General features: G+C 49.0%; 14 protein-coding genes. 7 read left to right on the top strand and 7 right to left on the bottom strand.

Features of this window, described 5'->3' with window-relative positions; all coding sequences use genetic code 11:
* Nucleotides 1–89: 89 nt before the first annotated feature.
* The 3 genes from DU481_RS14630 to DU481_RS14620 form a co-directional block, all read right to left on the bottom strand.
* Nucleotides 90–746, bottom strand: a complete 657-nt coding sequence (locus DU481_RS14630; RefSeq protein WP_350135709.1) for a class I SAM-dependent methyltransferase — start codon at nucleotides 744–746, stop codon at nucleotides 90–92.
* 9 nt (nucleotides 747–755) lie between these two features.
* A complete protein-coding gene (locus tag DU481_RS14625) occupies nucleotides 756–1,634 on the bottom strand; it encodes an EamA family transporter (RefSeq protein WP_350135707.1) in 879 nt (292 codons plus the stop codon).
* Between the two features lie 274 nt (nucleotides 1,635–1,908).
* Nucleotides 1,909–2,763 (bottom strand): SAM-dependent methyltransferase, encoded by an 855-nt coding sequence (locus tag DU481_RS14620; RefSeq protein WP_350135705.1) that lies wholly within the window; start codon nucleotides 2,761–2,763, stop codon nucleotides 1,909–1,911.
* Between the two features lie 590 nt (nucleotides 2,764–3,353).
* Here DU481_RS14620 and DU481_RS14615 point away from each other — a divergent pair.
* The 3 genes from DU481_RS14615 to DU481_RS14605 are packed head-to-tail and all read left to right on the top strand — an operon-like array spanning nucleotide 3,354 to nucleotide 4,941.
* Nucleotides 3,354–3,587: a type II toxin-antitoxin system Phd/YefM family antitoxin gene (locus DU481_RS14615; protein WP_350135703.1), complete on the top strand. Its 234-nt coding sequence runs from the start codon at nucleotides 3,354–3,356 to the stop codon at nucleotides 3,585–3,587.
* On the top strand, nucleotides 3,588–3,974 hold the full coding sequence (locus DU481_RS14610; protein WP_350135701.1) for a type II toxin-antitoxin system VapC family toxin: 387 nt from the start codon (nucleotides 3,588–3,590) through the stop codon (nucleotides 3,972–3,974). It begins immediately after the preceding gene.
* Nucleotides 3,975–3,999: 25 nt separating this feature from the next.
* On the top strand, nucleotides 4,000–4,941 hold the full coding sequence (locus DU481_RS14605) for an FRG domain-containing protein (protein ID WP_350135699.1): 942 nt from the start codon (nucleotides 4,000–4,002) through the stop codon (nucleotides 4,939–4,941).
* A gap of 312 nt (nucleotides 4,942–5,253) precedes the next feature.
* Here DU481_RS14605 and DU481_RS14600 read toward each other — a convergent pair whose 3' ends face one another.
* The 4 genes from DU481_RS14600 to DU481_RS14585 form a co-directional block, all read right to left on the bottom strand.
* Complete coding sequence (locus DU481_RS14600) at nucleotides 5,254–5,394, bottom strand: hypothetical protein (RefSeq protein WP_350135697.1); 141 nt, start codon at nucleotides 5,392–5,394, stop codon at nucleotides 5,254–5,256.
* The gene (locus DU481_RS14595) at nucleotides 5,395–5,676 is read right to left on the bottom strand and encodes a PIN domain-containing protein (protein WP_350135695.1); all 282 of its coding nucleotides are present in this window, start codon (nucleotides 5,674–5,676) and stop codon (nucleotides 5,395–5,397) included.
* Nucleotides 5,666–5,884, bottom strand: a complete 219-nt coding sequence (locus tag DU481_RS14590) for a hypothetical protein (RefSeq protein WP_350135693.1) — start codon at nucleotides 5,882–5,884, stop codon at nucleotides 5,666–5,668. The genes DU481_RS14595 and DU481_RS14590 overlap by 11 nt, the downstream gene beginning before the upstream one ends.
* Nucleotides 5,885–6,385: 501 nt before the next feature.
* The gene (locus DU481_RS14585; RefSeq protein ID WP_350135691.1) at nucleotides 6,386–7,984 is read right to left on the bottom strand and encodes a PgaA family protein; all 1,599 of its coding nucleotides are present in this window, start codon (nucleotides 7,982–7,984) and stop codon (nucleotides 6,386–6,388) included.
* A 190-nt stretch (nucleotides 7,985–8,174) separates the two neighbouring features.
* On the opposite strand from DU481_RS14585, the gene DU481_RS14580 reads away from it, so the two are divergent.
* From DU481_RS14580 to DU481_RS14565, 4 genes are all read left to right on the top strand, one after another.
* The gene (locus tag DU481_RS14580) at nucleotides 8,175–8,564 is read left to right on the top strand and encodes a Fur family transcriptional regulator (RefSeq protein ID WP_292665423.1); all 390 of its coding nucleotides are present in this window, start codon (nucleotides 8,175–8,177) and stop codon (nucleotides 8,562–8,564) included.
* A gap of 2 nt (nucleotides 8,565–8,566) precedes the next feature.
* Nucleotides 8,567–8,890, top strand: coding sequence for a hypothetical protein (locus DU481_RS14575; RefSeq protein WP_350135689.1), 324 nt, complete (start codon nucleotides 8,567–8,569; stop codon nucleotides 8,888–8,890).
* Nucleotides 8,891–9,033: 143 nt separating this feature from the next.
* Nucleotides 9,034–11,097 (top strand): TonB-dependent receptor, encoded by a 2,064-nt coding sequence (locus DU481_RS14570; RefSeq protein ID WP_350135687.1) that lies wholly within the window; start codon nucleotides 9,034–9,036, stop codon nucleotides 11,095–11,097.
* Nucleotides 11,098–11,204: 107 nt separating this feature from the next.
* Complete coding sequence (locus DU481_RS14565) at nucleotides 11,205–13,394, top strand: CHASE2 domain-containing protein (RefSeq protein WP_350135685.1); 2,190 nt, start codon at nucleotides 11,205–11,207, stop codon at nucleotides 13,392–13,394.
* Nucleotides 13,395–13,654: the final 260 nt, after the last annotated feature.

Here is a 13,654-nt window from a genome sequence, read left to right as displayed (position 1 = left end):
TTTCATTAACTTCTACAATACCGTTAAGCCTCATAAGAGTTTGAATAATGCCACCCCTTATGAAATACTCAACGCTTATTTCAATCAACCTATCTGTAAACAACCCTGAGGTTTCTTACATATAAAGAGATGGAACCTGCCAAGGTTCGATAAAACGCAACCTCCCGCACTGGATCAAATCCCGCATCCGCCATAAAAACCGGTACCAGACCCAGCATATGATCGCAAATCTCTTCAAACCAGCGTACGAGCCAAGAGATTATCCGCATACCGGCATCATGCGGCGCGCCAAAGTCCGCCACATGCAGCTCGCCACCGGGTTTCAGAACGCGAAACGCCTCCCGGAGCGCTTGCTGCTTATCTTCTCTCGTCAGATGATGCAACATCAAACTGGCAAAAACACGATCAAAACTCTCGTCCGGATACGGCAGGCAAGTTGCCGAACCTTGTTGCAGGGTAGCGTTTTGCCCCGCTTTATCGATCTTCTCGCGCGCGATGTTCAAAGCCTGCAAATCCATATCCAGCCCATAAACTGTCGCACCCGGTTCGGTTTGTTTGATCAGCAACGTCAACGTTCCGGTACCGCAACCCATGTCCAAAATTGCCTGCCCGGACTGAACATGGGCTTGCGCAATCAATGCCGCCTTGATTCCCGATTCGGGAAACAGCCACCGTATCATGGGATCGTAGTAGCGCGTCAGCCAGTGGAAATGAAACGCCGGGATGAAATCGGGCCGCTTATTCATGAAATCAGATTAGCTCCGGTAGTTGCCTGCAGTGAGGCGGGTTGCCAGCAAATTTATACCAAGACCTGCAATAATTAAAGCCGCAGCGCCGATTTTCCACGGATAGATGGATTCATCCACCACCCAGGCGGAACTCGCAAACCCGAACACCGGCACAAGCAGCGAAAATGGCGCCACTGTCGCCGCCGGGTAATGACTCATTAACCAGTTCCACGCCGCAAAGCCCAATAGGGTAACCGGGTATGCATTGTAGCCTATAGCGACGGCGGAGCGCCACGTGAGCCCGGACAAGCTTTCGAAAGCCCAGAAGTTTTGTTCAAAGATGAATGACACCAGCAAAAGCGGCGGCCAAGCAACGAAACTTCCCCAAACGACCAACGCCAGCATATCAATCTTGCCAAGCCGTTTGGAAATCAGATTGCCCGCACCCCACGAGGCTGCTGCTGCAATGATCAGCCCCATGCCCAGCGCCGAAATATCGCCGCCCAGATTGGCCGCGACAAGCCCAATACCGGAAAATGAAATAATCGCTCCGAAAATCTCCCAAACAGACGGTTTTTCATGCAGAAACATAACTGCCAGCAAGATGGTAAAAAACACCTGAACTTGCAGCAGCAACGAAGCGAGGCCCGCTGTTGTTCCGGCGGTCATGCCGAGAAATAGTAAAGTGAACTGCAAGGCGAACATGACCAGTCCGAAAACCGCCACCTGCCGGAAAGCGATGTTAGGCCGCCGGATGAAAAAGACCGCAGGAAGGGCAGCAAAGAAGAATCGCAACGCGCACAGCAGGATCGGCGGCAACTCCTCAAGCCCCGCCTTGATCATGACGAAATTGAATCCCCAGATCACCGCTATCGCGATGGCCAGTGCAATATGCTGCGGGTGCATTATTTTTTTGTGCTAAATGTAAGTTAAATTCCCGGAATCATAGGTCATCATGGTATCCGGCGTATCTGGAAGAATACCTGAGATTTGTTAAAGCGCTGGAGTGCAAGTTGGTCGTATCTTGAGTGCTGCGGTTCGAGATTTTCTGGGGGCGCTATATCAATGGTAAGGTTTGATTCTCAGATATTGCGCATCGTCATTCCCGCACAAGCGGGAATCCATAATTGCAAGCGGCATGACGGGAATGCTGGAGTTCCTTACGTCACTCCAACCTAGCTTACTTCCTAAACTTTCTATGTAAATATCGCTTTATTCTGGAAAATAGTGAAGCCGTATTGACGGCTTTCTCATCTTTCCATTGCGAAATGGCTTTCTTGGCCCGTTCACCTGTGATACGAATCGGCCGATTAACCAGAAAATGACCAACTTCAGCATCTTCAGGATAAATATTACCGATATAAGGATCATGTTGTGTAACCGCAATCGGCATACGGTTTCCATCCTTAATCGCACTGATTACGAAACTCCCGCCTTGCTGTGCCTGCAAAATCCCAAATTCCGGATAATCATCACACCAAACTTTAATATTCTTGAAACCAGCATCTGCAATAATTTGCAATAAATCCGCCTCTGCATAGACTCGCATTTCGAGTGTTGAACCTTCTCCCCCATGCCAGGTTAACCGGTCATACACCTCTATACTCTGATCTTTGCGTTGATTAACCAACAGCATACCTTGCTGATCCCGGACAATTCCAAACTGATTCAAATGCGGGAAATGTTCAACGGTTTTTGGCAACATCGTATAAGGGACTGTCAACAACATCAATCCGTCCGGTTTCAGTAAATGCCAACTGTTCACAAACGCGACATGACGGGGTGGCGAAACATGTTCATAAACATCCGAGCTAATCAGTAAGTCGTAACTACCTACTGCCATATTTTCTATATTGCAAATGTCTAAGAATGGTTCCGCGTGGTAAAAATAATTTGTGTAGTCAAATAGATTATTAAGCTTATTCGCATAATGCGGCGCATCACTCAACCCCAGCGCTTTTTGGTTCCGGTCAGGAGAAAAACTAGCAAGCGGAACTGGTTTGCCATAAAAATTGTGTGACAGTGCAAACATCAATGCACGAAAACGGACAATCGATCCACAATGCTGGCACGCCCCTCCCTCGCGGTGGAAATCCGGCACTACCACAGACTCTTTGCCACAAAGATTGCAGGTGTATTGTTTGTAATCCGGTGCAGACATATTGAAGAACCAATGAATGATGCTTAGTTTGGAAGAGATAGCTTAGGAAAGAAAATCACCGTATCCATGCGCGTTGAATGTACTGAAAGCCGCCTAGGTTGTCAAACACTGGGATAATCGATCGAAATTGAATTCCCAATCACCGCCACGAAAACGGCGAGTGCGATATGTTGCATATGCATTATTTTCTGTACTTAAAGTACATTAAGTTTCCGGGATCAAAACTCATGATCGATGTTACGCGGTTCATTCAACTCATCGTCAATGAAAGCTTGCTCGGTCATTTGGAAAGATTTTAAAGAGGTATTGATGATTGCTAATTGATTCTTTTGTGTATCTGTTTTCCGCGCCACCCGCTTTCTTTGCTGGTTACCAGATGCGGTTTCTGAATCGGCATTGCGCAGGCTAACAGTCAACCGTATAATTCTTGACTAACCAATATTAGTCAACTTAAGGTTAATCCGATGAAAACCTACACCGTCTACACTGCTAAAACCCATCTATCTCAACTCATCGAACAAGCGTGCGCGGGCGAAGAAGTAATCATTGCCAAGGGAAAAAATCCCGTCGTTAAACTGGTGCCAGTCGCCGCAACGCCGCATCAGCGGCAGTTTGGAGCAATGCGAGGCAAGGCTACGGTTACTGAAGCTTTTTTCGAACCGCTGCCGGACGAGGAACTGGCAGTTTGGGAGCAGTGATTGAAGGCTTTGCTGGATACACATACTTTACTGTGGTGGCTGGACGGAGACGAGCAACTGTCGTTCACAGCACGCAGTTGGATCGAAATACCCGAGCACCGCATTCTCGTCAGCGCCGCATCCGCTTGGGAAATTGCCACCAAAGTGCGGATCGGCAAATTGCCGGGCGCGCAGGCTGTAGCCGCGAATTTTCATGAATGTCTGATTAGCCAAGGATTTGCACCGCTCGATATAACCGCCGATCACGCCCTCCGCGCCGGCAGCTTGCCTGGCCCTCACCGCGATCCGTTCGACCGCATGTTGATCGCGCAAGCGCAAGCTCTAAACATACCGCTTATCAGCAACGAAAATTTATTCGATCATTACGGTGTCCGGCGCATTTGGTGAAGAATCTTGGAAATTAAGCAATGGCATGAAACCAGATTTTGATATAGATCACTCCTTTAGCAGTGCTCGTGAACTGATCGATTGCTTCCTCGACAATAATATCTTTGAGCCAAAAAATCTCTTTGATGTTAGCGAGAAATTTATCAATGGATACATTTTTCGCGGTCAAGCGAGAAAAGATTGGCCCCTTCTTCCGGCTGCACATCGGACTTATGACGCTCTAGAGAAATACACTCCTCAGCCACCATATAAAGGAACACTCGACAGTGGTGATACTAGGGAATATTTAGCTTCTCATGTGCATGCCGAATTGAGAGCTGTACAGCTTTTTTTAGAAGCGGCTGATCGAGTCGGAATAACAACTCCTCTCGACTATAGCGACTTAGCTCTCCACCGATCTTTACTTGAGGCACTATTTTCAGACCAAGAAATCGAATCGCACTCAGAATTCCCTGCTCAACGGTTTCTTCCGAGCATGGCGCTAGCTCAGCACCATGGTGTCCCAACACGACTTCTAGACTGGACCGAATCACCGTTAGTTGCTGCATATTTCGCTGCTGAGAAAGCATCCGTTCTAGCTGGAAATGATCGAAAGGATACTGAGTTCGCCATTTTTGGTTTTGGAACTCAGCTGCTCGGAAAAGTAGAAAGTATCACACTTGTTTCCCCACCGCGTGCAAACAATTCTTTTCTACGCGCACAACGAGGAGTATTTACCGCTATAAAAAATGCCAACCAGTTCTTTTTGGAGAATGGCAGGTGGCCAAGTATAGAGGACACAGTGCGCGCCGAGCGTGATGGAACACATTACATTAAGCCTCCTCTAATTCGTTTCTCTCTACCGGCAACCGAAGCTGATCAGCTATTACGATTGCTATATAGATTAGATATATCAAGACTTACACTTATGCCATCTCTTAATCATGCTGCAGAGTACTTAGCATACAAGAGAACGTTATGGCCCTAATAATGACATGATAGTTCTAGCAGTATTAGCAGTGACGGTGCAGACCTTACAACTAACATCCCCATCCATCCAAGTTTATGCATAATCTTTGGTGGATGACACCAAGCTTATCCACCCTACTACTTACAGTCATTTCCGCGCATCCCACCACAACGGGATCCCCTTCACCACCGCATACACCGCCGGGAAAATGATCAGTGTCAAGATCGCTGCCGACAGCATACCTCCAGCCATTGGAACAGCGATGTTAATTATCGTGATTGGGTCAATGCAGTAAATCGCGAGTATTGTCGAAGCAAACTCTTTTGCCCTTCACTCACGAAACGGATTTTCAATCAACAGCTCACCAACTTGCTGCCCGTGCTGCAAGTCTTCTGCGTACAAGCGAGTGCAACCGGATTCAAACGCTGCGGCAACAATCAAGGCATCGTAAAAACTAAAACCGTGACGCAACTAAAGTTCGAAACCCTGTCGATATAAGGCCAGACTTGGCATGGTTTGCCATAGAGGAATTAAAATTTGCTCGAGAAAGCGCCGGGCATTTTCCGTACTCATCGGGGATGGCAGTTTGCGGGTCACAACATTGAGTGTTTCCTGGATAACTTGGTAACTGATACAAGCATTGCGTGTCTCCAATGCCTGCTGAATCAACTGCTCCGAGATTGCGCGTTTGCGGTCATCGATTTCATCAAACAGGTAGATGAAAATGTTGGTATCGATAAAATCACCGCTCATTCATTTCCTCGCGCGTGAACTTGCGGCCGCCCGTTCGCACTTGTCCGCGTAATTCCTCGATCAATGCCATCGCCGATCCAGTTTTCTGCTCCTGCCGAACATAATCGGCCAGCCAACGGCGAAACTGCTCGTTCAGCGTGGTTTGTTCAGCGCGGGCGCGGGCGGCTTCAATCAATTTGTCATCCGCGCTCAAGGTAATATTCTTCATGGCTTCATCCTCTCAAATATTGTGTGCACGATGTGAATGTACACTATTATGAATGATTGGATTGGTAAGTGAATCGAGCAAACATAGCGTCGTCCGCCATTCTTTACGCACCCGCCCGCCGTATCGACCACATCACGATCAGCGTTTCGGTCAAGCAGCCAAAGTTTAGATACACCAGCAGGAACACCAGTGCGATGCAATTAAGCCTGACAATTAGGTGTCGTTACGCAAGCTGGGGGCATGACTGGCATGCCTGCTGATGGTTTGCGGACTTTACATCCGCAGTCCGGCACCACTCGGTGCTGAGTGAGCACAGGTAAAAGTTTTGCCTCGCCAGATAACAGAACAGGCGGTTTTTTACACCTTAAGGAAGGAATCCATTTTGGATTTTTATCACAGCAGCGGAATCGCCTTCACCATCGCCACCCCGCCGTAAATTCGATGTTGATTATCGGCGATGCCAGAATTTGGTAAATCAAATCTGTAAAAACCGTCTGTCGGTCAATGCGAATGGCTGGATGCTGTCGGCGTATGCCATTGCTGCTCATAGCGTTGGGCTTTGGCTTGATCCCCAGCTTCTCTCGCTGCTTGTGCTGCGCGATGCAGCGCATTGCGGCGGTTCGGGGTACGTTGTAAGGATGCTTCCAATTCCTTCAATGCATCGGCGGGCTGCTTCAATTCCAGTAGTAATTCACCGAGCAATTCCCTGGCCGGAATGATTGCGCCGGGGGTGACATTGTCTTTTTCGGTCGAATCTTCTAGTTCCGCCGAAGCACGCATGAGTTTCACCGCTTCCTCCGCTTCGCCTTCCGCATAAGCAATCCAGGCCGCTACCGCCAGGCGTTGGATGTCGATTTGACCGGCGGTGTAATCTTTATTGTCCGCTTGATCGGCATTGCGTAAAACCTTCAGCTGCCGCAGGCTGTGGTGGGCAATGTCCATTTTTCCGCTGCGCGCGGCACCTAAACCACGAGCAAAGTGCGTGATGGCTTCGCACCAGCCAAATTGCTGCCAAGGAAAATCCGCTGGTAATACCTCGAGTTTTGCGGCTTCACTCCACTCGCCGCGTTCTATCGCATAACGCGCCGGAATCGCGGCAAAGGCATAGGCAACGGTGGTATTCTCCGGTTGCGCTTTTTTGATGCCTTGCAGTTCGCGTAGGATTTCCCTGGCTTTTTCCATCTCGCCGCTTTGCAGATAAGCGTACATCATGTAATCCATGAAGTGGAACTGCTGATCCCACGTTCCGGACAATGCATTTTTCCGCGCGTGGTCTTTTGCCGCATGATAGGCGGCCAGATTCGATTGCGCCGCGTCATGCCATAACCCGAGCCGGATAAAAATGTGCGAAGGCATGTGCAATGCGTGCGGAACCGCCGGTGCAATGTGCGTATAAGCCCGCGCTGCATTCAATCCTAGCCTGGCCAATTCGGGGTAATCGCTGCTGTGAATGATGTAATGCGCCACGCCGGGGTGTTCCGGCTCATGTTCCAGCACCTGCTGCAATAGATGCAATGCTTTCTTCTGATTGGCGAAGGTCTTGTCCTTGGGTGATGCCGTGGAAATCAGCGCCAAGGCATAAAACACCGCAGCCTCCCGGTCATCAGGATTGTGTTTCAGGACTTGTTCCATCGCTTTCTGGTACATCAGCTTTCTGGTAGCAAGGTCCACTTTTTCATCGTCGGGATACAAGGAACTGACAGCCTCAAGGTAGGCCTTCTCACGCGCTGTCTTGATTGCCAGCTTTTTTGCCTGCCGCAATGCTTCGCGCCCCGTTTGCAGTTCTGCCGCGGTCGGCGCTGTAGCCCATAACTGGTAATACAGACTCATCGCTACGCCCCAATAACCCATCGCGCAACCCGGATCGGTAACGGTCACTTGGCGAAACGTCTTTCCGGCTTCGTCATACCAAAAGGAATGCAACATCGCGACGGCTTGATTGAACTGTGCTTGCGCGGCAGGCGTGCAGGAAACCGGGAAGGTCACTTTTCCCAGATTTTTCTCATCGAATGCACCGGCGTGATGATCCCCATCTGCTCGCAACATACCGGCGGACATCATCATGGTAGCGATCAGCAGTGTCCATCCCCATTTTTTCATATCAACTCTCCATCCAGTTATTGGTAAGACTTCACCGGAATGAACGATCTACATTCTTCCCGATAACGCCAAGTAGCCAAGGATTAACAGAACAACTTGTTGCGCCATGAAAATCATTTCGTTACAATAATCGCAACATTGTTGCATTTATTTGAGTATGCTTAATCAGTTTCATCATACCGCAGAAGACATGATCCGGCACAACGGCGGACGGGCAACTGCGGGCAGAATCGGGATTCTGGCCATCTTGCTGGCGGAGCAGCAAGCCATTACGCACCGGGAAATTGAACAACGTCTGCCGCAAGCGCAGCAATTGGACCGGGTGACTTTATACCGCGCGTTGGAGTGGCTGGTCGAAAAAAATCTGATTCACAAAGTAACCAGCGACGATCGGGCGTGGCGTTATCACGCCAACCGTGAGTTGCATTCACATCAACATGCGCACTTCAAATGCACAGGCTGCGCGCAAGTGATTTGCCTGGATAAATTACCGGTAGAAGCAAACTGGCCGTTACCGGCCGGTTACCGGTTCCAGGAAATTGAATTGACAGTCAAAGGCCTTTGCGCCAACTGTTGCTGACAATGCTACGCAAAAGCTTATTTCTGTTTTTGACACTGGCTTTACTGGCTGTGCCGGTCTTCTTGCTAGCGCACGCTTTCACGCATTATGCACAAACCGATGTGCTTGATACCGCCGGAAGCGAAGCTGATGCCAGTGTTGATCTTGACGAAATCTGCTTCGATTGCGTCGCGCTCACTGCGCTAAATTTCATTCTGATCGCCTCGGGTTTGCTTCTGCGCAACCCGGCAAATCACCGCCGGTTGCCATTATGGGCCATGAGGCATCATTCCAATCGCACCACACTGCCTTATTGCTCGCGCGCACCACCATTCCAGCTGCTCTGATTCTTCAGGTTGTTAATCCAGGTTTGACTTAATCATCAGCAATCGGTTGATTGCTTTGATTTGCATTGTTTGCCTGCGATTGATCAGTTCCATTGTTGCAACCCAGTTGCATGACAAATGCCCGTCCGGGCTAGGAAAGTTGTATGGATTATTCTGATCATGAATCCAATTACACTCGGTGGTTGCGCAGAAGATTGCTATTAAAACCGGCAACCATCGCACTGTTTACATTTTTGCTGCACCCGCTGCATAGTCACGGGCAAACCGCCGGTAAAAACGTCGAGTTGCCCGGTGTGATGATTACTGCGCCTATTTCAAGCTCGGCCGAATCGGCCGGATTCAAACCGGACACGGTTGTGTCAGGAGATCGCCTGCGCCGGAAAAGGGAAACCAATCTGGGCGATACGTTATCGCATGAACTGGGCGTCAGCTCCAGTAGTTTCGGTCCTGGCGCTGGCCGCCCGATTATTCGCGGCCAGGATGGGCCGCGGGTGCAAGTGCTGGAAAATGGCATCGGCACCGGCGATATCTCAACCATCAGCCCGGATCACGCCGTCGCGACCGAAACCTTAAATGCATCGCGCATCGAGATATTGCGTGGACCGTCGACCTTGATGTATGGCAGCGGTATTTCCGGTGGGGTGGTAAACGTGATCAACGACCGCATACCCGACCGCTTATTCAAAACACCGCAAGCGAATTTTGAAGGGCGCTTCAATTCCGCACTGGAAGAACGCAACGGCGCTCTCATGGCATCCGGCAGTTTGGGCAGGATGTCCTGGAATCTTGAAGGCGTGAAAAGAAAAACCAGCGATGTGCATATCCCCGGGCTTGCAAATCCCAATGATCCGGACAGCGGCACCGGCTTAATCAGAAACAGCGCGATCGATTCCAGCAATTTATCGGTAGGCAGCTCGTACGTCGGCGAACGTGGCTTTGTGGGGATGTCGGTTTCACGATTGGAAAATTTTTACGGTATTCCCGGCCCGGAAGGCGCGAAAATCGATATGGGTCAGACCCGCTACGGTCTGGCGGGTGATCTGGATAATCCGTTGAAAGGATTTCAACAGCTCAAGATGCGCTTCAATTACAACGATTATCAGCACAAAGAACTCGAACAAAGCGGCGCGGTTGGCAGCCGCTTCAGTAATAATGAGCTGGAAGGACGCGCCGAATTAGCGCACAAACCGATCGCCCAATGGCAAGGCGTCGTGGGTATTCAACTACAAAACCGCAATTTTTCCGCAAAAGGCGAGGAAGCTTTCGTGCCGTCCAGCCTGTCGCAATCGGCCAGCGCGTTTATGCTGGAAAAACGGCATTGGCAACGCTGGCAGTTTGAAGCTGGCGGACGCTTTGAACATACCCTGCATAACCCGCAAGCCGCATCGTTGCAAACGCGCGACTTTAATTTGTACAGCGTTTCTGCGGGAGGCACATGGCAATTCAGGGATGGCTATCAACTCAACCTAACCGCCACACGCGGACAGCGCGCACCGAATACCGTAGCACTGTATGCCAACGGTATCCATGTAGCCACCAACACTTTTGAGCAAGGCGCGCAAAACCTGCGCAAAGAAACCTCCAATAACTTCGATATCGCGCTGCAAAAAACCAGCGGCCTGATTACAGGCAAAGTGAATTTGTTCTATAACCATGTCAATGATTATATTTTCCAGCAAAGCCGCGATAGTAATGGTGACAGATTGGCGGATAGAATCGATGACGAAGGCATGCTGAATCCTCACGGCGCTTATCTGGTGCAGGATTACACGCAAACCCGGGCAAAATTCTATGGTCTGGAAGCGGAAGCCATCGTTGCATTAGTACCGGATACGTTGAATTTGCGGTTATTCACCGATATCGTTTATGGCAGATTGAAAAATAACGGTAACATCCCGCGCATAACGCCGCAACGCTTTGGTTTCGATCTGGATTTCAAGAAAAACGCCTGGCAAGCCAATTTTAACCTCACCCGTGTCACTCAACAGGATCGCGTCGCGGTACTGGAAAGCGAAACCCCAGGTTATACCCTGATGAATGCCGAAATGGGATATCACATGAAGCTAACCAAGTCGGTCAACTATACGCTTTTTCTGCAGGGCCGGAATTTGCTCGATAGCGATATGCGCGTTCATACTTCCTTCTTAAAGGATGTCGCTCCGCTGCCAGGACGGGCTATTGTTGCAGGTATTAGAGGCGCTTTTTAAATTCCCGTCGTATCCTAGCGAAGCTAGGATGCTTGCAAAATAACCGCTAAATGCTAATCTGCATGAGCAATCATTTCTGATACTTTCCTCAATCAGTTAAAGCAACTATGGGCAGATGGCTTAAATACTTTTTTTTGGGCATTTTTACCGGTTTGCTCGGTGTAACCCTCTATTTGTCACCTGTTGGCTTATGGTTGGAGGAACGATTCGGTTTGAACGCATTGTTTCTATTACGCGGCCCAATCCAGGCCCCCGATGAAGTGGTCGTCGTTGCGCTTGATCAGCAATCCGCCGCACAGCTCAAACTGCACGTTAAGCCACGATTGTGGCCGAGAAGTATACACGCGCGATTAATTGACCGGCTGGCGGCAGCCGGTGCCAACACTATCATCTTCGATCTTATTTTTGATACGCCCAGCGACATACCGGAACAGGATGAGGAGCTGGCCAATGCCATTAAAAGAGCAGGCAATGTCCTATTAGTGGAGCGGCTGGATTATCAGGATTCGGCATTGCTGAATCAGCTCGATGGCGTTACCTATCAAGAATTTATTCAAGAAGGCGCTACTCAGCTCTTGCCAATCATCGGGGAAGCTGCAAAAGCCCGGGCGCCTTTCACATTACCGAAGGCGGAACGAGTTCATCATTACTGGACTTTCAAATCGCATGCCGGCGATATTGCTACGGTGCCGGTTGTGGTATTACAACTCTATGCAGCGGCGTTGTACGAAGACTTTGCCCGGCTACTCAGCTCAGCGGAACCGGAGCTTGCCACGCAATTACCCGCTCGCATCAACGAAGAAACGGATATTGAGGATCTGATCCTGACACTCCGCAATCTATTCGCAGGCAATCCGCGGCTAGCTATTCAAATGAAAGAAGGTTTGGATCGCGATCGCCATTTAAAACCGGAAGAAAAGAAACTGCTGAGATCGTTGCTCGATCTGTATGCTGGCGATCAAACCCGTTACTTGAATTTCTACGGCCCACCGCGCAGCATAAAGACCATTTCGTATGATCAAGCACTGCAACTAGAAAAGGGCGCGTTAAAAAATAAAGTCGTTTTCGTTGGATTTTCCGGCGCTACTCAGTTCGAGCAAGAAATCGTCCGGGACGATTATCCCACGGTATTTTCCAATCCGGATGGGCTTTATATCAGCGGCGTCGAGATTGCCGCCACGGCTTTCGCTAATTTGCTCGAAAACAAACCGGTCAGACCTTTGTCTTTAGCCGGTAACTTAAGTATTTTATTCCTGCTGGGGTTTGCCATCGGCATGGCAACCCAAATCCTGTCGACGCGCAAAACCATCGTTCTTAGTCTTTCCGTCGTCCTTATCTATACTTTCATTGCATACTCTTTCTTTAAAAATACCCTGATATGGCTCCCGGTCATTATTCCGGCCCTGTTAGTGTTAGTTGCGCTTATGCTGGCCTGGGTGCTAAAAATTCTTAAGCTCGAGGGCTTTATTGGCAAATCCGGCCCGGCTCGAGAGCTTGATCAAATCATTGAAGGGCGGGCGGGAAAATTCTCGGGTGCATGCCTAACGACCGATATCGCGGGTTACACGACACTGTCCGAAACAATGAATCCCTCTGATCTTGAGAAATTGATGACCAATTACCGGACTGTATTGAGGGATCCAATTGATCAGCATCATGGCAGAGTTATGGATACCACAGGCGACTCATCCCTCTCGATATGGATTAAAAAACCGGAAAATCCAATCACACAAAAATTTTTCAATTGGATCAAAAAGCCTTCAAATTCCGCAGAAAAGCTAAATGTATGCAAAGCAGCCCTTGATCTCAGCACCGCAATCGAGCGTTTCAACAAATTACATACCCCGCCGCTGCCAACCCGAATCGGCTTGCATTTTGGTGATATGTCACTGAACAAAAGCGATGGCACTTACCGCGTCACTGGAGATGTGGTCAACACAGCCAACAGGATTCAAAACGCTAATAAAATTTTAAAAACGCGAATTCTGCTATCAAGCGACGTAATCGAAGAATTGGACGATTTTCTTGTCCGCCCTCTGGGAAGCTTTCAATTACCGGGGAGAATTCAATCCGTTGCACTTTTTGAACTGATTGCCTACCGACAATCCGCCAGCAAGCAACAGCTATGGCTATGCGAAATCTTTGCAAAAGCTTTAAATGCTTATCAACTAAAACAATGGGCCGAAGCCAGTCAGTATTTTTACGATATTCTGAGAGAATTTCCTTCCGACGGCCCAACGCATCACTTTCTGTCGTTGTGTTCCAAATATCAGATGAATCCTCCTCGTAACCCGTAACCTCTTTGACTATCCTAAAATTAGACAGCAAGTAATTCATAAAGCTGTTCAAAGAAATAAAAGCATTGTGTTCTGAGAACTCCTCTGTGAGAAAAGTCACAGACAGAAATATGCCTCTTTGAATAGAATCATTTACCTTACTTGTAAGAAACCTCAGGGTTGTTTACAGAGAGGTTGATTGAAATAAGCGTCGAGTATTTCATAAGGGGTGGCATTATTCAAACTCTTATGAGGCTTAACGGTATTGTAGAAGTTAATGA

Source organism: Nitrosomonas sp., assembly GCF_040240425.1.
Classification (GTDB): Bacteria; Pseudomonadota; Gammaproteobacteria; order Burkholderiales; family Nitrosomonadaceae; genus Nitrosomonas.
The sequence above is the reverse complement of the archived record's forward strand: the minus strand, read 5'-3'. Positions and strand labels throughout refer to the sequence as shown.

Bases quoted from the DNA above. Each gene is read 5' to 3' on its own strand.
- DU481_RS14595 (WP_350135695.1), bottom strand. From the start codon at position 5,676: ATGAGCGGTGATTTTATCGATACCAACATTTTCATCTACCTGTTTGAT.
- DU481_RS14625 (WP_350135707.1), bottom strand. From the start codon at position 1,634: ATGCACCCGCAGCATATTGCACTGGCCATCGCGATAGCGGTGATCTGG.
- DU481_RS14585 (WP_350135691.1), bottom strand. From the start codon at position 7,984: ATGAAAAAATGGGGATGGACACTGCTGATCGCTACCATGATGATGTCC.
- DU481_RS14575 (WP_350135689.1), top strand. From the start codon at position 8,567: ATGCTACGCAAAAGCTTATTTCTGTTTTTGACACTGGCTTTACTGGCT.
- DU481_RS14570 (WP_350135687.1), top strand. From the start codon at position 9,034: ATGGATTATTCTGATCATGAATCCAATTACACTCGGTGGTTGCGCAGA.
- DU481_RS14630 (WP_350135709.1), bottom strand. From the start codon at position 746: ATGAATAAGCGGCCCGATTTCATCCCGGCGTTTCATTTCCACTGGCTG.
- DU481_RS14615 (WP_350135703.1), top strand. From the start codon at position 3,354: ATGAAAACCTACACCGTCTACACTGCTAAAACCCATCTATCTCAACTC.
- DU481_RS14565 (WP_350135685.1), top strand. From the start codon at position 11,205: ATGGGCAGATGGCTTAAATACTTTTTTTTGGGCATTTTTACCGGTTTG.
- DU481_RS14580 (WP_292665423.1), top strand. From the start codon at position 8,175: ATGATCCGGCACAACGGCGGACGGGCAACTGCGGGCAGAATCGGGATT.
- DU481_RS14605 (WP_350135699.1), top strand. From the start codon at position 4,000: ATGAAACCAGATTTTGATATAGATCACTCCTTTAGCAGTGCTCGTGAA.
- DU481_RS14590 (WP_350135693.1), bottom strand. From the start codon at position 5,884: ATGAAGAATATTACCTTGAGCGCGGATGACAAATTGATTGAAGCCGCC.